This is a genomic window from Cellulomonas biazotea (assembly GCF_004306155.1).
In the GTDB taxonomy this organism is placed as follows: domain Bacteria; phylum Actinomycetota; class Actinomycetes; order Actinomycetales; family Cellulomonadaceae; genus Cellulomonas; species Cellulomonas biazotea.
Genome location: NZ_BIMR01000049.1, coordinates 1 through 21,563 on the forward strand (window position 1 = coordinate 1; position 21,563 = coordinate 21,563).

Annotated in this window: 17 protein-coding genes and 1 riboswitch; of the genes, 13 read left to right on the forward strand and 4 right to left on the reverse strand. The window is 73.3% G+C overall.

The window, feature by feature from the left end; translation table 11 throughout:
• The first annotated feature begins 435 nt into the window (after positions 1-435).
• From CBZ_RS04510 to CBZ_RS04530, 5 genes are all read left to right on the forward strand, one after another.
• Positions 436-1,653 carry an NADP-dependent isocitrate dehydrogenase gene (locus CBZ_RS04510; RefSeq protein WP_130780400.1) on the forward strand — a complete coding sequence of 406 codons (1,218 nt, stop codon included), beginning with the start codon at positions 436-438 and terminating at the stop codon, positions 1,651-1,653.
• A gap of 119 nt (positions 1,654-1,772) precedes the next feature.
• On the forward strand, positions 1,773-2,765 hold the full coding sequence (locus CBZ_RS04515; protein WP_130780401.1) for a malate dehydrogenase: 993 nt from the start codon (positions 1,773-1,775) through the stop codon (positions 2,763-2,765).
• Between the two features lie 41 nt (positions 2,766-2,806).
• Complete coding sequence (locus CBZ_RS04520; RefSeq protein ID WP_246013055.1) at positions 2,807-3,067, forward strand: DUF167 domain-containing protein; 261 nt, start codon at positions 2,807-2,809, stop codon at positions 3,065-3,067.
• Between the two features lie 208 nt (positions 3,068-3,275).
• Positions 3,276-9,209, forward strand: coding sequence for a pullulanase-type alpha-1,6-glucosidase (gene pulA / locus CBZ_RS04525; protein WP_130780403.1), 5,934 nt, complete (start codon positions 3,276-3,278; stop codon positions 9,207-9,209).
• A 217-nt stretch (positions 9,210-9,426) separates the two neighbouring features.
• Entirely contained in the window at positions 9,427-10,908 is a 1,482-nt protein-coding gene (locus CBZ_RS04530; RefSeq protein WP_130780404.1) for an alpha-lytic protease prodomain-containing protein, read from the forward strand.
• A 195-nt stretch (positions 10,909-11,103) separates the two neighbouring features.
• On the opposite strand, the gene purU is transcribed toward CBZ_RS04530, so the two are convergent.
• Positions 11,104-11,979 carry a formyltetrahydrofolate deformylase gene (gene purU / locus CBZ_RS04535; protein ID WP_130780405.1) on the reverse strand — a complete coding sequence of 292 codons (876 nt, stop codon included), beginning with the start codon at positions 11,977-11,979 and terminating at the stop codon, positions 11,104-11,106.
• A gap of 47 nt (positions 11,980-12,026) precedes the next feature.
• On the opposite strand from purU, the gene CBZ_RS04540 reads away from it, so the two are divergent.
• Positions 12,027-12,524 (forward strand): GNAT family N-acetyltransferase, encoded by a 498-nt coding sequence (locus tag CBZ_RS04540; protein WP_130780406.1) that lies wholly within the window; start codon positions 12,027-12,029, stop codon positions 12,522-12,524.
• Between the two features lie 106 nt (positions 12,525-12,630).
• Positions 12,631-13,314, forward strand: a complete 684-nt coding sequence (locus CBZ_RS04545; RefSeq protein ID WP_165446651.1) for an aminoglycoside 3'-phosphotransferase — start codon at positions 12,631-12,633, stop codon at positions 13,312-13,314.
• Here CBZ_RS04545 and CBZ_RS04550 read toward each other — a convergent pair.
• Positions 13,287-14,321, reverse strand: a complete 1,035-nt coding sequence (locus CBZ_RS04550; protein WP_218022709.1) for an EamA family transporter — start codon at positions 14,319-14,321, stop codon at positions 13,287-13,289. The genes CBZ_RS04545 and CBZ_RS04550 overlap by 28 nt on opposite strands.
• A gap of 39 nt (positions 14,322-14,360) precedes the next feature.
• Here CBZ_RS04550 and CBZ_RS04555 point away from each other — a divergent pair, with 39 nt between their 5' ends.
• On the forward strand, positions 14,361-14,942 hold the full coding sequence (locus CBZ_RS04555) for a MarR family winged helix-turn-helix transcriptional regulator (RefSeq protein ID WP_130780408.1): 582 nt from the start codon (positions 14,361-14,363) through the stop codon (positions 14,940-14,942).
• On the opposite strand, the gene CBZ_RS04560 is transcribed toward CBZ_RS04555, so the two are convergent.
• Entirely contained in the window at positions 14,917-15,393 is a 477-nt protein-coding gene (locus CBZ_RS04560) for a hypothetical protein (RefSeq protein WP_130780409.1), read from the reverse strand. The two genes, CBZ_RS04555 and CBZ_RS04560, sit on opposite strands and share 26 nt — an antisense overlap.
• A 272-nt stretch (positions 15,394-15,665) precedes the next feature.
• Positions 15,666-15,753: riboswitch (ZMP/ZTP riboswitch) on the forward strand.
• A gap of 98 nt (positions 15,754-15,851) precedes the next feature.
• Between CBZ_RS04560 and glyA the strand changes: the two genes are divergently transcribed.
• The 4 genes from glyA (at position 15,852) to CBZ_RS04580 (ending at position 19,523) form a co-directional block, all read left to right on the forward strand.
• Positions 15,852-17,141, forward strand: coding sequence for a serine hydroxymethyltransferase (gene glyA / locus CBZ_RS04565; RefSeq protein ID WP_130780410.1), 1,290 nt, complete (start codon positions 15,852-15,854; stop codon positions 17,139-17,141).
• A gap of 11 nt (positions 17,142-17,152) precedes the next feature.
• Positions 17,153-18,034, forward strand: a complete 882-nt coding sequence (locus CBZ_RS04570) for a bifunctional methylenetetrahydrofolate dehydrogenase/methenyltetrahydrofolate cyclohydrolase (RefSeq protein ID WP_130780411.1) — start codon at positions 17,153-17,155, stop codon at positions 18,032-18,034.
• Between the two features lie 124 nt (positions 18,035-18,158).
• On the forward strand, positions 18,159-18,644 hold the full coding sequence (locus CBZ_RS04575) for a VOC family protein (protein WP_130780412.1): 486 nt from the start codon (positions 18,159-18,161) through the stop codon (positions 18,642-18,644).
• A gap of 66 nt (positions 18,645-18,710) precedes the next feature.
• A complete protein-coding gene (locus CBZ_RS04580; RefSeq protein WP_165446650.1) occupies positions 18,711-19,523 on the forward strand; it encodes an exodeoxyribonuclease III in 813 nt (270 codons plus the stop codon).
• Between the two features lie 28 nt (positions 19,524-19,551).
• Here the strand turns inward: CBZ_RS04580 and CBZ_RS04585 are convergent, their stop codons facing one another.
• Positions 19,552-20,892 carry an MFS transporter gene (locus CBZ_RS04585; protein ID WP_130780414.1) on the reverse strand — a complete coding sequence of 447 codons (1,341 nt, stop codon included), beginning with the start codon at positions 20,890-20,892 and terminating at the stop codon, positions 19,552-19,554.
• Positions 20,893-20,950: 58 nt separating this feature from the next.
• Between CBZ_RS04585 and CBZ_RS04590 the strand changes: the two genes are divergently transcribed.
• The gene (locus tag CBZ_RS04590; protein WP_130780415.1) at positions 20,951-21,559 is read left to right on the forward strand and encodes an ArsR/SmtB family transcription factor; all 609 of its coding nucleotides are present in this window, start codon (positions 20,951-20,953) and stop codon (positions 21,557-21,559) included.
• Positions 21,560-21,563: the final 4 nt, after the last annotated feature.

Below are 21,563 nucleotides of genomic sequence, written 5' to 3' on the forward strand. Positions count from 1 at the left end.
GGCTCCGCGGGTGCCGCGAACCCGGCCGGCGCGACGGGCGCGGGCGGCTCCGGGGCGGGCGCGGCGGCGGCGTCGGCCGCGGCGGCAGCCGTGACGTCCTCGGGGGCCGGGACGTCGGTCGCGTCCTTCTTCAGGGGCGCACCGGCGGGCTGGTCGGGTGTCTCGTGGGACATGTCGGTCCTGTCGTGAGTGCGGTCGTCCGCGGGCGCGCGCCCGGCCGGGGAGGCCGGCGCCGGCCGCGCCGTTGCTGATGGGGGCCAGCATGCCAGCGAACTGTGACCCGGGGCACCGCTACGGGGAGCCGTCCGGTCCCCGAGATGTCTTGATGTCGAGTAATCTTGACCGCGGAAACGCCGGCCGACGCGCGTGTGTGGCGCTCGGTGCCCCGGCACTCGGCCCCCCCGGGCCACTCCCCACGGCACAGGAGACCCCCGCATGGCGAAGATCAAGGTCGTCGGCCCGGTCGTCGAGCTCGACGGCGACGAGATGACGCGCATCATCTGGCAGTTCATTAAGGACCGCCTGATCCACCCGTACCTCGACGTCGACCTGCGGTACTACGACCTGTCGATCCAGAACCGCGACGCGACCGACGACCAGGTGACGATCGACGCGGCGCACGCGATCCGCGAGCACGGCGTCGGCGTCAAGTGCGCGACGATCACGCCCGACGAGGCGCGCGTCGAGGAGTTCGGCCTGAAGAAGATGTGGGTCTCGCCCAACGGCACGATCCGCAACATCCTCGGCGGCGTCGTCTTCCGCGAGCCGATCATCATCAGCAACATCCCGCGCCTGGTGCCGGGCTGGAACAAGCCGATCATCATCGGCCGTCACGCCCACGGCGACCAGTACAAGGCGACGAACTTCAAGGTCGCCGGCGCGGGCACGCTGACGCTGACGTTCACGCCGGCCGACGGCTCCGAGCCCATCCAGCAGGAGGTCGTGACGTACCCGGCCGAGGGCGGCGTCGCGATGGGCATGTACAACTTCAACGAGTCGATCCGCGACTTCGCGCGGGCCTCGTTCGCGTACGGCCTGCAGCGCGGGTACCCGGTGTACCTGTCGACGAAGAACACGATCCTCAAGGCCTACGACGGCCAGTTCAAGGACATCTTCCAGGAGGTGTTCGACGCCGAGTTCAAGGCGGACTTCGACGCCGCGGGCCTCACCTACGAGCACCGCCTCATCGACGACATGGTCGCCGCGGCGATGAAGTGGGAGGGCGGCTACGTCTGGGCCTGCAAGAACTACGACGGCGACGTGCAGTCCGACACCGTCGCGCAGGGCTTCGGCTCCCTCGGCCTCATGACGTCCGTCCTCATGACGCCCGACGGCAAGACCGTCGAGGCCGAGGCCGCGCACGGCACGGTGACGCGCCACTACCGCCAGCACCAGGCGGGCAAGCCCACGTCGACGAACCCGATCGCGTCGATCTTCGCGTGGACCGGCGGCCTCAAGCACCGCGGCAAGCTCGACGGCACGCCCGAGGTCACGCAGTTCGCGGAGACGCTCGAGGACGTCGTCATCAAGACCGTCGAGAGCGGCAAGATGACGAAGGACCTCGCGGCGCTCGTCGGCCCCGAGCAGGCGTGGCTGACCACCGAGGACTTCCTCGCCGCGCTCGACGAGAACCTCGCCGCGCGCCTGGCCTGAGCACCACCGACGGCGCCCGCTCCCTCCGGGGGGACGGGCGCCGTCGGCGTTCCCGGCCGAGGCGGGTCCGACGGGGTAGCGTGCGGGTGCGCACCTGATCCGCTACCGAGGAGGCCGCCGTGCCCGTCAGCCAGCCCGTCAACGTGACCGTCACGGGAGCCGCCGGCCAGATCGGGTACGCGTTGCTGTTCCGCATCGCGTCGGGGCAGCTGCTCGGCGCCGACACCCCGGTCCGGCTGCGCCTGCTGGAGGTCCCGCAGGCGGTCAAGGCGGCCGAGGGCACCGCGATGGAGCTCGACGACTGCGCGTTCCCGCTGCTCGCGGGCATCGACATCCACGACGACGCGACCGCTGCGTTCGACGGCGCGAACGTGGCCCTGCTCGTCGGGGCGCGCCCGCGCGCGGCCGGCATGGAGCGCGGCGACCTGCTGAGCGCGAACGGCGGCATCTTCGGCCCGCAGGGCGCGGCGATCAACGCGGGCGCCGCGTCCGACGTGCGCGTCCTCGTCGTGGGCAACCCGGCGAACACGAACGCGTGGATCGCCGCCCAGCACGCGCCCGACGTCCCGGCGGACCGCTTCACGGCGATGACGCGCCTGGACCACAACCGCGCCCTCGCGCAGCTCGCCGCGCGCACCGGCTCGACGCTCGAGGACATCCGCCGCGTCGCGATCTGGGGCAACCACTCGGCGACGCAGTACCCGGACCTCACGCACGCGACCATCGGGTTCCGTCCGGCGCTCGAGGTCGTCGACGACGAGGCGTGGGTGCGGGACACGTTCATCCCGACCGTCGCCAAGCGGGGCGCGGCCATCATCGAGGCGCGCGGCGCGTCGTCGGCGGCGTCCGCGGCGAACGCGGCGATCGACCACGTGCACACGTGGGTGCACGGCACGCCCGAGGGCGACTGGACGTCGGCGGGCGTCGTCTCCGACGGCTCGTACGGCGTGCCCGAGGGGCTCGTGTCGTCGTTCCCGGTGACGTCGTCGGGCGGCGAGTGGCGCATCGTCCCCGACCTGGACGTCGACGACTTCTCCCGCGAGCGGATCGACGCGTCCGTCGCCGAGCTCGTCGAGGAGCGCGAGGCCGTGCGCTCGCTCGGGCTGGTCTGAGCCCGGTCCGCCCGACGGCTGTCACGCCGGTGCGGGTCGCGGTGCGGGTGCGCCCCGGGGCGTCGCGCACGCGCGTCGGCGGGTGGTACGGCGACCGCCTGGTCGTGGCCGTGCAGGAGCGGGCCGTCGACGGCGCGGCCACGGAGGCGGCGCTGCGGGCGCTCGCGGACGCGCTGGGGGTGCGTCGTCGCGCGGTGACGCTGGTGGCGGGGGCGACGAGCCGGGACAAGGTCGTCGAGGTGGACGACGTCCCGGGTCTGGCGGAGGCCGTGCAGGCCCTGGGGGACGCGGCGGCTCGATAGCGCCGTCGCGTCGACGGCGCTCGAACGGGCGGACGACGCTCGACGGGCGGGCCCGGCGTGCGCGTGCTGGACTGGCGCGGTCGTCCTCGGTGTCCGGTGTGTGGTGGCTGGACCGATTGGCCGGAAACCCTTGCTGCAAGTTGCTGCAAGGAAGTACGGTCGGCGACGTCCCGCCACACCGCTGTGCCGGGTCGACGAAGGAGTCGCCATGTCGCGCCGCCCCCCTGCCCCCGCAGGCCCCTCCGCCCGTCCCGCACGACGGCTCACCGCCGGCCTCACGGCCCTCGCGGTCGGCACCGGTCTCGTCGGGACCGCCGCCCTCGCGACGGCGACCGCACCGCCCGCCGCCGCGGCCGCGACGAGCGCCGCGCTCGTCGGCAGCCTGCAGTCGGAGCTCGGCTGCGCGGGCGACTGGGCGCCGGACTGCACCGCGACCGAGCTCGTCCCCGTCGGCGACGGCACGTTCACCGCGGACTTCGAGGTGCCCGCGGGCACGTGGGAGTACAAGGTCGCCCTCGACGACGCGTGGGACGCGTCGTACGGCGTCGACGGCTCGGGCGACAACAGCCCGCTGGTCCTCGCCGGCGCGACGACGCTGCGCGTGACGTACGACGACGCGACGCACCGCACGTCGGTCACCCCCCTCGGCCTGGGCGGCGGCTACACCGACGAGGACGCGGACCTCGTCGCCGAGCCCGTGCGCGACCCGGGTGCCGGCAAGAGCTTCTACTTCGTCATGACGGACCGGTTCGCGAACGCGGACCCGTCGAACGACACGGGCGGCCTGACGGGGGACCGGCTCGTCACGGGCCTCGACCCGACCGACAAGGGCTTCTACCAGGGCGGCGACCTGGCGGGCCTGCGCGAGCACCTCGACTACATCGCCGGGCTCGGGACGACCGCGATCTGGCTGACGCCGTCCTTCAAGAACAACCCCGTGCAGGGCACCGGCGCGAACGTGTCCGCCGGCTACCACGGCTACTGGATCACCGACTTCACGCAGATCGACCCGCACCTCGGCACCAACGCCGAGCTCGAGGCGCTCATCGACGACGCGCACGCGCGCGGCATCGACGTGTACTTCGACATCATCACGAACCACACGGCGGACGTGATCTCCTACGCGGAGGGGACGTACTCCTACGTCGAGCAGTCCGCCGACCCGTACCGCGCCGCGGACGGCACGCCGTTCGACCCGGCGGACTACGCGGGCACGGACGACTTCCCGGCGCTCGACCCCGCGACGTCGTTCCCGTACACGCCGGTCGTCGACCCGGCCGACGCCGACGTCAAGGTGCCGGCCTGGCTCAACGACCCGACGCTGTACCACAACCGGGGTGACTCGACGTGGACGGGTGAGTCCGTCACCTACGGCGACTTCTCCGGCCTCGACGACCTCATGACCGAGCACCCGAGCGTCGTCGAGGGCTTCGAGGACGTGTACGAGGCGTGGGTCGACCTCGGCATCGACGGCTTCCGCATCGACACCGCCAAGCACGTGAACTTCGAGTTCTGGGAGCAGTGGGCGACCGCGATCGGCGAGCACGCCGCGTCCGTCGGGAACCCCGACTTCTTCATGTTCGGCGAGGTGTACGACGCCGACCCGGCGAAGCTGTCGCCGTACGTGCGCAAGAGCGACATGAACGCGGTGCTCGACTTCACGTTCCAGTCGGCTGCGGCGGGGTACACGGGCGGATCGTCGTCGGCCGAGGCCCTGTCGAACCTGTTCGCGGGCGACGACTACTACACGACGCCGACGTCGAACGCGCAGGCCCTGCCGACGTTCCTCGGCAACCACGACATGGGTCGCATCGGCCACTTCGTGAAGAACGCGTCCGACCCGCAGGCGCGCTCGCAGCTCGCGCACGCGCTCATGTACCTGACGCGCGGCCAGCCGGTCGTGTACTACGGCGACGAGCAGGGCTTCGTCGGTGACGGCTCGCTGGGCGGCGGCGACAAGGACGCGCGCCAGTCGCTGTTCGCGACGCAGGTCGACGAGTACGCGGACCAGGCGCTCCTCGACGGGACGACGGCCGGCTCGGTCGACCGCTACGACACCGACACGGTGCTGTACCGGACGATCGCCGACCTGGCGGAGCTGCGGGCCGGGTCGCCCGCCCTGCGCACGGGTGCGCAGATCGAGCGCTACTCCGACGGCAGCGTGTACGCGTTCTCCCGCGTCGACACCACCGAGAAGGTGGAGCACCTCGTCGCGCTGAACAACGGCACCGCGCCCGCGACGGTCACCGTCGACACGCTCACCCCGGGGGCGACGTTCACCGGCCTGTACGGCACGGACGGCACGGTCACGGCCGCCGCGGACGGCACGGTGTCGGTGACGGTCCCGGCGCTGTCGGCAGTCGTCCTGCGCGCGGGCACGACGGTCGGCGCCCCGGAGACGGCCGGGCCGATCACCCTCGACGTCCCCGGTGCCGGTGCGGCCGTGAGCGGCGTCGCGCCCGTCGGTGCGGGCGTCGCGGACGACGTGTGGAACCAGACGTCGTTCGCCTACCGCGTCGTCGGGGACACCGACTGGACCGCGCTCGGCACCGCCGAGACGACCAGCCCGCGCGTCTACCACGACGTCACGGGCCTCGAGCGGGGCACGCTCGTCGAGTACCGCGCGGTGACGGTCGACGCGGCCGGGCACCGGTCCGCGGCGTCCTCGTTCGCGAGCGTCGGCATCCGCGTCGACGGGGACGTGGACGGCGGCACCGACCCCGGTGACCTGGTCGTCTCCGTGCCCGGCAGCCACAACAGCGAGATGACGTGCGCGGGCGACTGGGCCCCGGCGTGCGAGGCGGCGCGGCTGACGTACCGGCCCGACGGCGTCTACGCGGGCACGTTCGAGCTGCCCGCCGGCACGTACGAGTACAAGGTCGCGATCGGCGGCTCGTGGACCGAGAACTACGGTGCGGGCGGTGTGCGCGACGGCGGGAACGTCACCTACACGCTCGCCGCGGACGGCCCTGTGACCTTCTACTACGACCCGGTCACGCACTGGTTCACGTCGACCGCGCAGGGCCCGCTCCTCACGGTCCCGGGCAGCCACAACTCCGAGGTCGGGTGCGCGGGCGACTGGGCGCCGGACTGCCTGGCGACGTGGCTCCAGGACCCCGACGGCGACGGCACCTACACGTTCACGACCGACGAGATCCCCGCGGGCGCCTACGAGGGCAAGGTCGCGCACAACCTGTCCTGGACCGAGAACTACGGCGCCGGCGGGGCACCGGGCGGCGCGAACATCCCGTTCACCGTGCCCGGAGGCAAGCCCGTCACGTTCTCGTACGTCCTGGCGACGCACCTCCTGACGATCGAGGTCACGGACCCGCCGCTGCCCGGCACGGGCGAGGAGCGGGCGCAGTGGGTCGACGCACAGACGGTCGCGTGGCCGGCGACGTGGCCGAACGAGCCGGCGATCGACCCGGCGCCGTCCGTGTGGCGGCTGCACGGCTCGCCGGACGGGTCGCTCGGCGTCACGGACGGCGCGGTGACCGGCGCGGCGACGACCGTCGACCTCGCCTACGACCCCGACGGGCTCACGGACGACCAGGTCGCACGGTTCCCGGCGCTCGAGGGCTACCTCGCCCTGCGCGTCGACGCGGACGAGGACACCGTGCGCGACCTGCTGCGCGGTGAGCTCCTCGTCACGCAGGAGACGGCCGACGGCACGCTGCAGCAGGCCAGCGGCGTCCAGGTGCCTGGCGTCCTCGACGACCTCTACGCCGCGGACGCGGCGGACCGCGCGCTCGGCACGACGTGGCGCAAGGGCGTCCCGACGCTCGCCCTGTGGGCCCCGACGGCCCAGGACGTCGACCTGCTGCTGTGGCCCGCGAACCGGTCCGGTGGGCTCGACACGAGCGCCGAGCCGCAGCGGGTCGCCGCCGAGCAGCAGGACGACGGCTCGTGGACGGTCGCGGGCACGAAGGCGTGGAAGGGTGCGGCGTTCCTCTGGGAGGTCACGGTCTACGCCCCGACGACGGACGCGGTCGAGGTGAACCGCGTGACCGACCCCTACTCGGTCGCGCTGACGCTGAACAGCACGCACTCGGTGCTCGTCGACCTGGCGGACAAGGAGTACCGCCCGAAGCAGTGGGAGAAGGCGAAGCAGCCGGTCGTGCGGCCCGTGGACCAGACGATCTACGAGCTGCACGTGCGGGACTTCTCGATCGGCGACCCGACGGTGCCGGAGGCGCAGCGGGGGACGTACCTCGCGTTCGCCGGCAAGGGCGCCGGCCGTCAGCACCTGCGCGAGCTCGCCGACGCGGGCCTGACGACCGTGCACCTGCTGCCGACGTTCGACATCGCGACGATCCCTGAGGCCCGTGCCGACCAGCAGACCCCGCAGTGCGACCTCGCGTCGTTCCCGCCGGACTCGCCCGAGCAGCAGGCGTGCGTCACCGCGGTGGCCGCGCAGGACGGCTTCAACTGGGGCTACGACCCGCTGCACTGGACGACGCCCGAGGGCTCGTACGCGGTCGACGCCGAGGGCGGCGCGCGCGTGGCCGAGTTCCGCACGATGGTCGGTGCGCTGCACGCCGACGGCCTGCAGGTCGTGCTCGACCAGGTGTTCAACCACACCGCGGCGAGCGGGCAGGACGAGAAGTCGGTCCTCGACCGGGTCGTGCCGGGGTACTACCACCGGCTCAACGCGTCGGGTGCGGTCGAGACGTCGACGTGCTGCCAGAACGTCGCGACCGAGCACGCGATGGCCGAGAAGATGATGGTCGACTCGGTCGTCACGTGGGCCCGCGACTACAAGGTCGACGGTTTCCGGTTCGACCTCATGGGCCACCACTCCCGCTCGACCATGGAGGCGGTCCGCGACGCGCTCGACGACCTCACGACGAAGCGCGACGGGGTCGACGGCCGCAAGGTCTACCTGTACGGCGAGGGCTGGAACTTCGGCGAGGTCGCCGACAACCGGCTCTTCGAGCAGGCCACGCAGGGCCAGCTCGGCGGCACCGGCATCGGGACGTTCTCCGACCGGCTCCGCGACGCGGTGCGCGGCGGCGGCCCGTTCGACGAGAACCCCCGCATCCAGGGCTTCGGCTCGGGTGCGTACACCGACCCGAACGGGGACCCGGTGAACGGCTCGGAGGCCGACCAGCTGGCCCGGGTGCAGCACGCGGGCGACCTCGTGCGGCTCGGCATGGCGGGCAACCTGCGGGACTACGCGTTCCTCACGTCGTCCGGCGCGGTGCAGGCCGGCGACGAGCTCGACTACAACGGCCAGCCCGCGGGCTACGCGGACTCGCCCGAGGAGGTCGTCACCTACGTCGACGCGCACGACAACGAGACGCTGTTCGACGCGCTGACGTACAAGCTGCCGCAGTCGACGACGATGGCGGACCGGGTGCGGATGAACACCGTCTCCCTGTCCACCACCGCGCTGGCCCAGACGCCGAGCTTCTGGCACGCGGGCGCCGACCTGCTGCGCAGCAAGTCGCTCGACCGCAACAGCTACGACTCGGGCGACTGGTTCAACCTGTTCGACCCGTCGAAGCAGGACAACGGCTTCGGCCGGGGTCTGCCGCCGCGGCCGGACAACGAGGCCAAGTGGGCCTTCCAGCAGCCGCTGCTGGCGGACCCGGCGCTCAAGCCGACGCCGGCCGACATCGCGACGGCCTCGGCCGCGGCGGACGACCTGCTGCGGCTGCGGTTCTCGACGCCGCTGTTCCGGCTCGGCTCGGCGGACCTCATCGAGCAGAAGGTGACGTTCCCGGGCTCCGGCCCGGACGCCGACCCCGGTGTCGTCGTCATGCACGTCGCGGACGAGGGCGGCTGGGACCGGACGGCACGGCGCTGGGACAAGGACGTCGACACGAAGCTCGACGGGCTGCTCGTCGTCGTCAACGCCTCCGACGAGGCGACGACCCAGACGGTCGCGGCGCTCGCGGGCGACCGCTACACGCTGTCGACGGTCCAGGCCAAGGGCAGCGACCCGGTCGTCAGGGCGACGACCTGGGACCGGGCGACGGGGACGGTGACCGTGCCCGCGCGGACGGTCGCGGTGCTCGTCGAGAAGGACACGAACGGCTCGCACGGGCCGTCGCACCACTGGTGGGACGACGTGCGTGACTGGTTCGGCAGCGGGCCGGGCGCCTCGTGGAGGTGGCTGTCCGGCTGGTTCGGCGGCTGATGTGGTCGCGGGGCGGGCGATCCGCAGCGCCCGTCCCGCGCCGCCGCACCGCGACGGACCCGCATCCCCGGCCGGGGTGCGGGTCCGTCGTCGTGCGCTGACGTGGGGTTCCGTGACCGGCCCTCGCCGCCCTCTTCTCGGAGGAGGTACCGGCGAGTAGCATCCGAGTCGCACTAGTCAGTGACACCAGTCATCCGCCTACTTACGGAGCTGTGACATGAGACCACTGCGACACCTGCTCACGACCGCCGGGCTCGCCGCCGCGCTCGCCCTCGTCCCCGCCGCGGCGTGGGCCGCACCCGCCCCCGACGTCGACGCGCCCGGACCGGTCAGCGGCCCGAAGGCCGGCGGCAAGGCACTCCTCGACGCGATGCAGCGCGACCTGGGCCTGTCGCCGAGCGCCGCGCGCGAACGCCTCGACTTCCAGGCCGCCGCCGTCGAGGTCGAGCGCGGCCTGGAGGCCAGCCTCGGCGCCGACTACGCCGGTGCCTGGCTCGACCCCGCCGCGAACGTCCTGCACGTCGCCACGACCGACACGGCCGACGCGCCCGCCGTGCGCGCCGCCGGCGCCAAGCCGGTCGCCGCCCGCCACACGCTCGCCGAGCTCGACGCCTGGCGGACGGCCCTCGACGCGGCACTGGCGCCCGTCGTCGCCGCGGTGCCGTCCTGGTACGTCGACGTCACTACCAACACGGTCGTCGTCAACGCCACCGCCCTCGCCGTGGCCCAGGCGACCGAGATCGTCGCCGCCGCAGGCGTGCCCGCCGACGCCGTCCGGGTCGTCGAGACCACCGAGGCGCCCCGCACGTTCATCGACGTCATCGGCGGCAACGCCTACCGGATCAACAACACCTCGCGCTGCTCGGTCGGCTTCGCCGTCAGCGGCGGCTTCGTCACCGCCGGGCACTGCGGCACGACCGGCGCGACCACGACGACGCCGTCCGGCACGTTCGCCGGCTCGTCGTTCCCCGGCAACGACTACGCGTGGGTGCGCGTCGCGTCCGGCAACACCCCGGTCGGCGCCGTGAACAACTACAGCGGCGGCACCGTGGCCGTCGCCGGCTCGACGCAGGCGACCGTCGGTGCGTCCGTCTGCCGCTCCGGCTCCACCACGGGGTGGCGCTGCGGGACGATCCAGGCGTTCAACTCCACCGTCAACTACGCGCAGGGCAGCGTCTCCGGCCTCATCCGCACGAACGTGTGCGCCGAGCCCGGCGACTCCGGCGGCTCGCTCATCGCCGGCAACCAGGCCCAGGGCCTGACGTCCGGCGGGTCGGGCAACTGCACCACCGGCGGGACGACGTACTTCCAGCCCGTCAACGAGGCGCTCTCCGCCTACGGCCTGACGCTCGTCACGTCGTCCGGCGGCGGCGGTGGCGGCGGCACGACCTGCACCGGGTACGCGCGGACCTACACCGGCTCGCTCGCCTCGCGGCAGTCCGCCGTCCAGCCGTCCGGCAGCTATGTGACCGTCGGGTCCAGCGGCACCATCCGCGTCTGCCTCGACGGCCCGAGCGGGACGGACTTCGACCTGTACCTGCAGAAGTGGAACGGGTCCGCGTGGGCCAACGTCGCCTCGGCGACGTCGACCAGCGCCGACGAGACCATCACCTACAACGGCACGGCCGGCCAGTACCGGTACGGCGTCTACGCCTACTCCGGCTCCGGTGCGTACACGCTGGGCGCGACGACCCCCTGACCGCCGCCACGTGACGACCGAGGGGCCCGCGCCGCGACCGGTGCGGGCCCCTCGGCACGTGCGTCGGGGGTCGGCCGGTCTCGCCGCCGGACTCGCCGCCGGTCGCCGAGGTCGTCACATCCTGCCGAGGTCGTCAGCTGCAGCTCACGACCTCGACGAGAAGTGACGACCTCGCGCCCGGCCGGCCGGGGTGGGTCAGCGGAAGACGATCGTCCGGTGCCCGTCGAGGAGGACGCGGTGCTCCGCGTGCCAGCGCACCGCGCGCGCCAGCGCCCGGCGCTCGACGTCCTGTCCCAGCGCCACGAGGTCGTCGACCGCACGCGTGTGGTCCACGCGCTCGACGTCCTGCTCGATGATCGGGCCCTCGTCGAGGTCGCCCGTCACGTAGTGCGCGGTCGCGCCGATCAGCTTGACGCCGCGGTCGTGCGCCTGCGCGTAGGGGCGGGCGCCCTTGAACGACGGCAGGAACGAGTGGTGGATGTTGATGACCCGGCCCTCGAGGCGGCGGCACAGGTCGTCGGACAGGATCTGCATGTAGCGGGCCAGCACGACGAGCTCGACGTCGAGCTCCTCGACGAGCTCCAGCAGACGCGCCTCGGCCTGCGCCTTGGTGGCCGACGTCACGGGCACGTGGTGGAACGGGATGCCGTAGAACTCCGCGAGCGGCGCCAGCGCCGTGTGGTTCGACACGACGGCGACCAGGTCGACCGGGAGCTTCTCGGAGCGCTGCCGGAACGCCAGGTCGTTGAGGCAGTGCGCCGCCGTCGAGCCCATCACCAGGGTGCGCACGGGCCGGCCGACGACGTCGAGCGACCACGTCATCGCGAACGTGCGCGCCACGGTGCTCATCGCCCCGGCCAGCACCTCGCGCGGCGCGAACGCCGAGACCTGCACCCGCATGAAGAACAGCCCCGACAGCGGGTCGCCGAACTGCTGCGACTCGGTGATGTTGCCCCCGTGGTCCGCGAGGACCCCCGCGACGGCCCGGACGATCCCGGGACGGTCGGGGCAGGAGAGGGTCAGGACCCAGTGCGTGGGTTCATCTGCATGGTGAGACACGACGTCGGACACGAGCCCGAGAGTAGTGCGCCCGCGCGAGCGGCTGAGACGATGACGCCATGACGCAGGCCGACCTGGACATCCGCACCGTCTCCCTCGACGACGCGGGCGAGCTCCTCACGCTCCGCCGCGCCGCGTTCGTCACGGAGGCCCAGCAGTACGGCGACCCGAACATCCCGCCCCTCACGCAGACCCTCGACGAGCTCCGCGCCGACCTCAGCGCCGACGGCGTCATCACGCTCGGCGCGTGGGCCGGCCACCGCCTCATCGGCTCGATCCGGGTCGTCGTCGAGGGCGCGAAGGCCACGCTCGGCCGGTTCGCGGTCGCCCCCGACCTGCAGGGCAAGGGCGTCGGCACGCGCCTGCTCATGGCGATCCTGCCGATCCTGCCCGACGGCATCGAGGAGGTCTGGGTGTTCACCGGCCGCGACTCGCTGCACAACATCGCGCTCTACGAGAGCCAGGGCTACGAGCACCAGCACGACCAGACGGCGGGCGACCTCACGTACGCATACCTGCGCAAGATCCTCGGGGACGACGAGCGCGTCGAGGGCTGACCGTCCCGTGCAGCCGTCCGGGAGCACGGGGCAGGTCCCGGTGGCCGGTGCCGCGCTCGCCGGCCGGCCCGTCGACCCGACGGTCGTGCCGCGTGTCGTGCGGCGGATGGGCGGCGTCCGCGAGGTCGTGTGGCGCAACGAGCTCGGCGGCCTGACGTTCCTGCTCGACGAGCCCGAGCGGTTCGTCAAGTGGGTGCCGGTCGGGGTGCCGCTGGACCTCAACGCCGAGGTCACGCGCATGCGCTGGGCCGCGCCGTTCACGCCGGTGCCGACGGTCCTGGAGGCCGGTGCGGACGACGAGGGGTCGTGGCTCGTCACGCGCCCGCTCGCGGGGCGCAGCGCTGTCGACCCGCGCTGGCTCGCCGACCCGCTGACGGCGGTGCGGGCGATCGGGTCGGGGCTGCGGGCGATGCACGACGCGCTCCCGGTCGACGGCTGCCCGTTCGACTGGGGCGTCGAGCGGCGGCTCGCGGTCGCGGACGCGCGCGAGGGCGGGCGCTCGCAGGCGCGGGCCGCGCTCGGTCCGCCGCCGCCGGTCGACCGGCTCGTCGTGTGCCACGGCGACGCGTGCGCGCCGAACACCCTGCTGGCCGACGACGGCTCGTGGCTCGCGCACGTCGACCTCGGGACGCTCGGCGTCGCCGACCGGTGGGCCGATCTCGCGGTCGCGACGTACAGCACGCTGTGGAACTACGGCCCGGGGTTCGAGGAGCCGTTGCTCGAGGCGTACGGGATCGCGCCCGACGCGGAGCGGACCGACTTCTACCGGCGGCTCTGGGACGCGACGTGAGGCCTCCGCGCGGCGCCCGGCCGGGTCGGTCCGGTCGGCGCGGTCGCGACGGGCGGGCGGGCTGACGCGGTGACCGGACGCCGTGCGGCGTGGGCGTCGGCGGGGACGTCGACGGTGCAGGTCTCGGTGCGGCGGTCGCGGCGGGCGCGCAGGGCCCGCTCGACGACGGGCTGCCCGAGCACGACGCCGAGCAGGACGACCGCGACCCCGGCGACCTGCAGCGGGGTGAGCGTCTCGCCCGCGAGGAGCACGCCGAGCAGCACGCCCGCGACGGGGTTGAGCAGGCCGACGAGGCCGACGGTCCCGGCGGGCAGCCGGCGCAGGCCGGTGAACCACGCGAGGTAGGCGACGGCGGTCGCGACGAGGCTGACGTAGGCGAACCCGAGGACGGCGCGGGCGTCGAGGGCCGGGGGAGCGCCCTCGACGGCGACGGCGAACGGGACCAGGACGAGCCCGCCCGCGACGAGCTGCCAGGCGGTCGACGACACGACGTCGACGCCGTCGGCCCACCGGGTCGCGAGGACGAACCCGACGCTCGACATGAGCATGGCCGCGACGGACGCGACGACGCCGACGACCCGGACGTCGCCGCCGCCGGTGAGCAGCATCGCGGCGACGCCGGCCACGCCGAGCCCGGCCCCGGCGAGCGCGAGGACGCGGGGCCTCTGGGCGAGCAGCGCCCACGCGACGAGCATCATGACGACGGGCGACGTGGCCATGACGGTCGAGGCGACGCTGGAGGGCAGGAGCTGCGCGGCGACGTAGACGAGCGCGAAGAACGCGCCCATCGACAGCGTGCCGAGCACGAGCGAGCGCCACCACCAGGCGCCGCGGGGGAGCCGCCGGACGACGAGCAGGAGCACGAGCCCGGCGGGCAGCGCGCGCAGCACGGATCCCCAGAGCGGGAAGTCCGCGGGCAGGGCGTGCTTGGTCACGTAGTACGTCGTGCCCCACGTGAGGGGAGCGACGGCGGTCAGGAGCGACCAGCGCACCGATTTCTCTTCCACGGAAGGGAATATACCTTCCGTGGAAGATATGGTCGACCCATGACCGCCGACGACCGCCGTGACCCCCGCGGGCCGCTGGACCCCCGCGAGCCGCTCGACCGGCTCGACCTCATCCAGGCCGCGTGGCGCCGCGAGCGCCCCGACCTCGACGTCCGCCCGCAGGGCGTCATCGGCCGCCTGCACCGCGTCGCCGGTCACCTCACCGACGAGCTCGTCACCGTCTACCGGCAGCACGGCCTCGGGGAGGGCGACTTCGACGTCCTCGCGACGCTGCGCCGCGCCGGTGCCCCCTACGAGCGCACCCCCGGCGACCTGTGCGCCAACACGCTCGTCACCAGCGGCGCCATGACCAAGCGCGTCGACCGCCTCGCCGCCGCGGGCCTCGTCACCCGCCGCGTCTCCGAGCGCGACGCGCGCGAGCGCGTCATCGCCCTCACGCCGCACGGGATGGACGTCATCGACGCCGCGTTCACCGACCACATGGCGAACGAGCGCCGCCTCCTCGACGCGCTCGACCCGGCCGACGCCGAGCACCTCGAGCACCTCCTGCGCCGCTGGCTCGCGCTGTTCGAGGACGCCGGCCTGGACCGACCGCTCAGCGGACCCGCAGCGACCGGATGACCGAGCGGGCCCACTCGTCACCCACCTTCGTCGACGGGCCGGTGACCCAGATGGCGTCGATCGCGAGGCCGTCCTGCGTGAACTCCTTCCCGTCGAGGGGGACCTGGTAGGTCACGTCGTGCATCCCCCATTCGTCGAGGCCGTTCGCCCTGACGACGGTGTACCCGCCGACCTGGGTCACGTCCACCTCCCAGTCGTCCATGCCGGCATCCCGGTACGACTGGCGGGTGACCTCCACCAGTCGGTCGACGTCGCCGCCCGTCGTACCGGCCTGGATCCGGACGTGCACCGTCGTGAGGACGTCGGTGACGTCCTCGAAGCTGATCGCGGTCGTGCAGCCCGACGAGCCCCGCACGAGCGCCCAGCCCACCTCGGGCAGCTGATAGGTGAAGCACGGCGTCATGACGGTGCCGCCGCGTACACGGACCCGCCGGTCCCCGTCGACGACCACGGATGTCGGCGAGGTCCTCGGACTGCTCTCCGCGCTCGCAGACGGTGCGCACGACGCGATGCCACAGGCCGCGAGCAGGGCGAGGACTGCGTGCGCTCGTCGGCCAGGCCGGTCGGCACGGCTGCTCGGGGTGCTATCCACGTTCGTCTCCCTCAGTCGCTCCGTCCGTCGTCGACGGGACCCTAGAGAGGGAGAGGGCGGCCACGAGCGAGATCTCCACAGGGTGCCCAGGGGGTGGAAGGGCGGGGGTGCGGCGCGTCGGGTTGATACTCTGGGCCGGTCGCGACTGGCGCAGCGGGTGGGTCACCACCGGGGAGCGACGCAGCAGCAGACTTCGGGTCGGACGCCTGGGCCCACGGTCACCACACGGAGAGAGTGTGTGCGTGCCCGTCCGCGTGCCGGTGCACATCCCCTCCGCACCCGATGATCCGTCCGCTGATGCCCCAGGGAGTCGCCCGATGAGCGCCGACAACACCCCGATCCTCGACCAGAACATCTCCGAGCTCGACCCGGAGATCGCGGCCGTCCTCGACGGCGAGCTGGCCCGCCAGCAGAGCACGCTCGAGATGATCGCGTCCGAGAACTTCGTGCCCCGCGCGGTCCTGCAGGCGCAGGGCTCCGTGCTGACCAACAAGTACGCCGAGGGCTACCCGGGCCGCCGGTACTACGGCGGCTGCGAGCAGGTCGACATCGCGGAGACGATCGCGATCGACCGTGCGAAGGCCCTGTTCGGCGCGGAGCACGCCAACGTCCAGCCGCACTCCGGCGCCACCGCCAACGCCGCGGTGCTGCACGCCCTCATCAACGCGGGCGACAAGATCCTCGGCCTCGAGCTCGCGCACGGCGGCCACCTCACGCACGGCATGAAGATCAACTTCTCCGGCAAGCTCTACGACGTCGCCGCGTACGGCGTGGACCCGCAGACGTTCCGCATCGAGCCGGAGGCCATCCGCGCCGCCGCGCTCGAGCACCGCCCCGACGTCATCATCGGCGGCTGGTCCGCCTACCCGCGGCACCTCGACTTCGCCGCGATGCGGGAGATCGCCGACGAGGTCGGCGCGAAGCTCTGGGTCGACATGGCGCACTTCGCGGGCCTCGTCGCCGCCGACCTGCACCCGTCGCCCGTGCCGCACGCCGACGTCGTGTCGTCCACGGTGCACAAGACGATCGGCGGCCCCCGCTCGGGCTTCATCCTCAGCAAGGCCGAGTACGCCAAGAAGATCGACTCCGCGGTGTTCCCGGGCCAGCAGGGCGGCCCGCTCATGCACGTCATCGCCGCGAAGGCCGTGTCGTTCAAGGTCGCCGGCACCGACGACTTCAAGGACCGCCAGCAGCGCACGATCGACGGCGCCCGCATCATCGCGGACCGCCTCACGGCCGCCGACGTCGCGAACGCGGGCGTCAGCGTCCTCACGGGCGGCACCGACGTGCACCTCGTGCTCGTCGACCTGCGCCACTCCGACCTCGACGGCCAGCAGGCGGAGGACCTCCTGCACGCCGCCGGCATCACCGTGAACCGCAACGCCGTCCCGTTCGACCCGCGCCCCCCGCGCGTCACGTCGGGCCTGCGCATCGGCACGCCCGCGCTCGCGACCCGCGGCTTCGGCGACGCCGAGTTCACCGAGGTCGCCGACATCATCGCGACCGCGCTCGTCGGCGGTGCCGCGACGGACGTCGAGGCGCTGCGGGCCCGCGTGGCCAAGCTCGCCGAGGCGTTCCCGCTGTACGCCGGCCTGCAGCAGTACTGAGGCGGCCGGCGATGACGGCACAGCTCCTCGACGGCAAGGCCACGGCGGCGACGATCAAGGCCGAGCTCACCGAGCGGGTCGCGGCGCTCGCGGCCCGCGGGATCGCGCCCGGGCTCGGCACGCTGCTCGTCGGCGACGACCCCGGCTCGCGCTGGTACGTCGAGGGCAAGCACCGCGACTGCGCCGAGGTCGGCATCGCCTCGATCCGCGAGGACCTGCCGGCCGACGCCACGCAGGAGGACATCGAGGCGGCGGTCCGGCGGCTCAACGAGGACCCGGCCTGCACCGGGTTCATCGTGCAGCTGCCGCTGCCGAAGGGCATCGACACCAACCGGGTGCTCGAGCTCGTCGACCCCGACAAGGACGCCGACGGCCTGCACCCGACCAACCTCGGGCGGCTCGTCCTGCGGGTCAACGAGCCCGTCACGAGCCCGCTGCCGTGCACCCCGCGCGGCATCATCGACCTGCTGCTGCGGCACGGCGTCGACCTGCGCGGCGCGGACGTCGTCGTCGTGGGACGTGGGGTGACCGTGGGCCGCTCGATCGGCCTGCTGCTCACGCGGCGGGAGATCAACGCCACCGTCACGCTCACCCACACGGGCACCGAGGACCTCGCCGAGCACACCCGCAACGCCGACGTCATCGTCGCCGCCGCGGGCGTGCCGGGGATCATCACGGCCGACATCGTCAAGCCCGGCGCGGTCGTCGTCGACGTCGGCGTCTCCCGCGCGACCGACCCGGAGACCGGCAAGAGCCGCGTCGTCGGCGACGTCGACCCGGGCGTCCACGAGATCGCGTCGTGGGTGTCGCCCAACCCGGGCGGCGTCGGCCCGATGACGCGCGCGATGCTGCTGAGCAACGTCGTGGACACCGCGGAGCGCCTCGCCGGCTGACCTCCCCGCGTGCCGTGCACGACCCGGCCCCGGTACCCCGATGAGTGCGGGTACCGGGGCCGGTCTGCCGGGAGGAGAGTGGTCGACGTCCCGATCGACCCACCGACGCCCGGGAGGACCCGTCATGGGCATCATCCAGCCGCACCTCTGGTACCACGACAACGCCGTCGAGGCAGCCGAGTTCTACGTCTCGATCTTCCCCAACTCGAAGATCACCAACGTCGTGCACGCCCCCGCCGACATGCCGGGCGTCAAGGCCGGCGACCCGTTCGTCGTCGAGTTCGTCCTCGACGGCATGCCCGTCACGGCGATCGCCGCGGGGGACTCGCTGACGCTCAACGCCGCGTTCTCGTTCCTCGTCGACGTCGAGGACCAGGAGACGCTCGACCGGTACTGGGACGCGCTGCTCGCCGGTGGCGGCGAGGAGGTCGCGTGCGGCTGGCTCACCGACCGCTTCGGCCTGTCCTGGCAGGTCGTGCCGCGCCAGCTCGCGACCTGGACGATGTCGCCCGACGCCGACCCCGCGGGCGCCGCGCGCGCGACGCAGGTGATGCTCACGCAGAAGAAGCTCGACATCGCCGCCCTGGAGGCCGCCTACCGCGGGGAGTGAGCGGCACCGCCCGACGGGCCCGGCCGGGTGGTCGGGCCTGTCGGTGGGGTGGGGTTGGATGGTCCGGTGCTCACGATCGCCACCGTCAACGTCAACGGCATCCGCGCGGCCTACAAGCGCGGCATGGGGACCTGGCTGGAGACCCGCAAGCCCGACGTCCTGCTGCTGCAGGAGGTCCGCGCCTCCGACGAGATCCTCGCCGACCACCTCGCGGCCGACGGCTGGCACCTCGCGCACGAGGCGTCGGAGACCAAGGGCCGTGCGGGCGTTGCGATCGCGTCGCGGCTGCCGATGGACGCGGTGCGGATCGGCATGCGGACCGGCGTCACGGGCGACACCGGCCGCTGGGTCGAGGCCGACCTCGCGGTCCCGTCGCACGACGGTGCGCCCGCCCGCAAGGTCACCGTCGTCTCGACCTATATCCACTCCGGCACGGTCGGGACGCCGTCGATGGATGAGAAGTACGCCTTCCTCGACCACGTGACGTCCCGGCTGGGCGACCTGTCGCGCGACGGCGGCTCCGCGGTCGTCGCGGGCGACCTCAACATCGCGCACCGCGAGGCCGACATCAAGAACTGGAAGGGCAACCTCAAGGCGGCGGGCTTCCTGCCGCGTGAGCGCGCCTACCTGGACCGCTGGTTCGACGACCTCGGCTGGCGCGACCTGGGCCGCGAGCTCGGCGGGGAGGGCCCCGGGCCGTTCACGTGGTGGTCGTGGCGCGGGCAGGCGTTCGACAACGACGCGGGGTGGCGCATCGACTACCAGCTCGCCACGCCGGAGCTCGCCGACGCGGCGGTCACCGCGACCGTCGACCGTGCGGCGACGTACGCGGAGCGGTTCTCCGACCACGCCCCCGTCGTCGTCGAGTACGACCTGTGACCTGACGGTCGGGGAGGTCGCCGCCCGGTCAGGCGGTGGTCTCGACGCTTTCCGGTCGGGGCAGGTCGCGCATCCGCAGCAGGGGCGAGAACACGACGGGCAGGGTCGACAGCAGCGCGCCGCCCGCGCACACCCACAGGGTCGGGACGACGCCCAGGCTCGTCCCCAGCCAGCCGCCGAGCACGCCGCCCAGCGGCATGGTGCCCCAGACGAAGAACCGCACCGACGCGTTCATCCGCCCCAGCAGCGCGGGCGGGCACAGGCGCTGCCGGAAGCTCACCTGCGCGACGTTGTAGACGACGACGGAGAAGCTGAACAGCAGCCCCCCGGCGATGAGGACCGCGACCGGCGGGACGTCGAGGACGACCGCGAGCGGCGGGAGCGCGGCTGCGGGCACGAAAAGCATCGCGGACAGCGGGATGATCCGGCCCTCGCCGACCAGGCGCGCCAGACGGTCGGCGGCGACGGCGCCGACGAGCCCGCCGATGGCCCCCGCCGACAGCACGGTGCCGAACGCGACGGTGTCGAGCCCGAGGATGCGCAGCGCGTAGATCGCGCTGAGCGAGCCGGCGGCGGTGCCGAACAGGTTCCCGATCCCGGTGCACGCGACGATCCGGCGCAGCAGCGGCTGGTGGACGACGAAGCGCAGGCCCTCGGCGATCTCGACGCGCAGCGGACGGCGGGTCTCAGGCGCGGGCGGCTGCTCGCGGTGCCGGATCCGGCCGACGGCGAACGCGGACACGACGTAGGTGACGGCGTTGATCGCGATGAGCAGCGGCGCCGTGACGACCCGCAGCAGCGCGCCCGCGACGGCGGGGGCGACGACCTGGGCCACCGACTGCGTGGACTGCAGCTTGGAGTTGCCCTCGACGATGTGGTCGAGGCCGACGAGCCACGGCACGTAGCTCTGGTGGGCGACGTCGAAGAACGTCGAGCACACGCTGATGACGAGCGCGGCGCCGATGAGCAGCGGCATCGACGCGTGCCCGGTGAGCGCGGCGGCGACGACGACGGCGAGCACGAGGCCGCGCACGAGGTCGGCGGTGATGAGGACGTTCCGCTTGCGCATGCGGTCCACCCATGCGCCGGCGGGCAGGCCGATGACGAGGAACGCGAGCGACTCGGCGGCGCTGAGGATGCCCATCTCCCACTCGGTGGCGGCGAGGTGGTCGACGGCGAGCACGGGGAGCGCGATGACGGTGAGCTGGGCACCGAGCTGGCCGAGCGCGTCGCCGCCCCACAGGCGCCGGAAGTCGGCGTGGTGGATCAGCGAGCGGCGGGGCGCCGGGGACGCGGCCGGTGCGGGCGGGGTCGCGGCGTCGGCGGGCGGCTCGGTGGAGGCCTGCGCCGGGGGTGGGGTGGTGCTCACGGGCACCAGGGTGGCGGCACTGATTGGGAAAAGTCAATCAGTATGCGAGAGTGAGGACATGACGGGATCCACCGCGGACGAGCGGAGCACCGCCGAGCGTGACGCCGACGCCCGGGCGCTCGCGAGCACGCTCCGCATGCGCATCCTGCGCCTGTGCCTCGACGAGTCGCTCACCAACCGCGAGATCGCCGCGCGCCTGGACCGGAACCCGGCCACCGTCCTGCACCACGTCCGCACGCTGGTCGACCGCGGCTTCCTCGCCGCCGAGCCGATGCGCCGGGGGACCCGGGGCTCGCGTGAGGTCCCGTACCGCGCGACGCGGCGCTCGTGGTCGGTGCGCGACGTGGCGGGTGTCGCCCGGACGCTCATCGACACGTTCGTCGAGGAGGTCGGGCTGGTCGACCCCGAGACGGTCCTCGTGACGCGGCTGGGCCTGCGGCTGGACGAGGCCGGGCACGCGGAGCTCGTCGGCCGCCTGCACGCCCTGGCCGAGGAGTTCGCCGCGCGCCCGTCGACCCCCGGCGGCACGCCGTACTCCCTGTTCGTCGCCCTGCACGAGGACGCCTCCCGCGCGGCCGCCGGGGCGCCTGACGCCGAGGACACCTCCCGTGCGGCAGCCCGGGCGTCCGACGCCGACGACGCGGCGGCGACGCGCGTCGGGACGTGAACCT

Excerpts from the sequence above, each read along its gene's own strand:
- CBZ_RS04510 (WP_130780400.1), top strand. The coding sequence starts at position 436 with ATGGCGAAGATCAAGGTCGTCGGCCCGGTCGTCGAGCTCGACGGCGAC.
- pulA (WP_130780403.1), top strand. The coding sequence starts at position 3,276 with ATGTCGCGCCGCCCCCCTGCCCCCGCAGGCCCCTCCGCCCGTCCCGCA.
- CBZ_RS04530 (WP_130780404.1), top strand. The coding sequence starts at position 9,427 with ATGAGACCACTGCGACACCTGCTCACGACCGCCGGGCTCGCCGCCGCG.
- CBZ_RS04540 (WP_130780406.1), top strand. The coding sequence starts at position 12,027 with ATGACGCAGGCCGACCTGGACATCCGCACCGTCTCCCTCGACGACGCG.
- CBZ_RS04545 (WP_165446651.1), top strand. The coding sequence starts at position 12,631 with ATGGGCGGCGTCCGCGAGGTCGTGTGGCGCAACGAGCTCGGCGGCCTG.
- CBZ_RS04555 (WP_130780408.1), top strand. The coding sequence starts at position 14,361 with ATGACCGCCGACGACCGCCGTGACCCCCGCGGGCCGCTGGACCCCCGC.
- glyA (WP_130780410.1), top strand. The coding sequence starts at position 15,852 with ATGAGCGCCGACAACACCCCGATCCTCGACCAGAACATCTCCGAGCTC.
- CBZ_RS04570 (WP_130780411.1), top strand. The coding sequence starts at position 17,153 with ATGACGGCACAGCTCCTCGACGGCAAGGCCACGGCGGCGACGATCAAG.
- CBZ_RS04575 (WP_130780412.1), top strand. The coding sequence starts at position 18,159 with ATGGGCATCATCCAGCCGCACCTCTGGTACCACGACAACGCCGTCGAG.
- CBZ_RS04590 (WP_130780415.1), top strand. The coding sequence starts at position 20,951 with ATGACGGGATCCACCGCGGACGAGCGGAGCACCGCCGAGCGTGACGCC.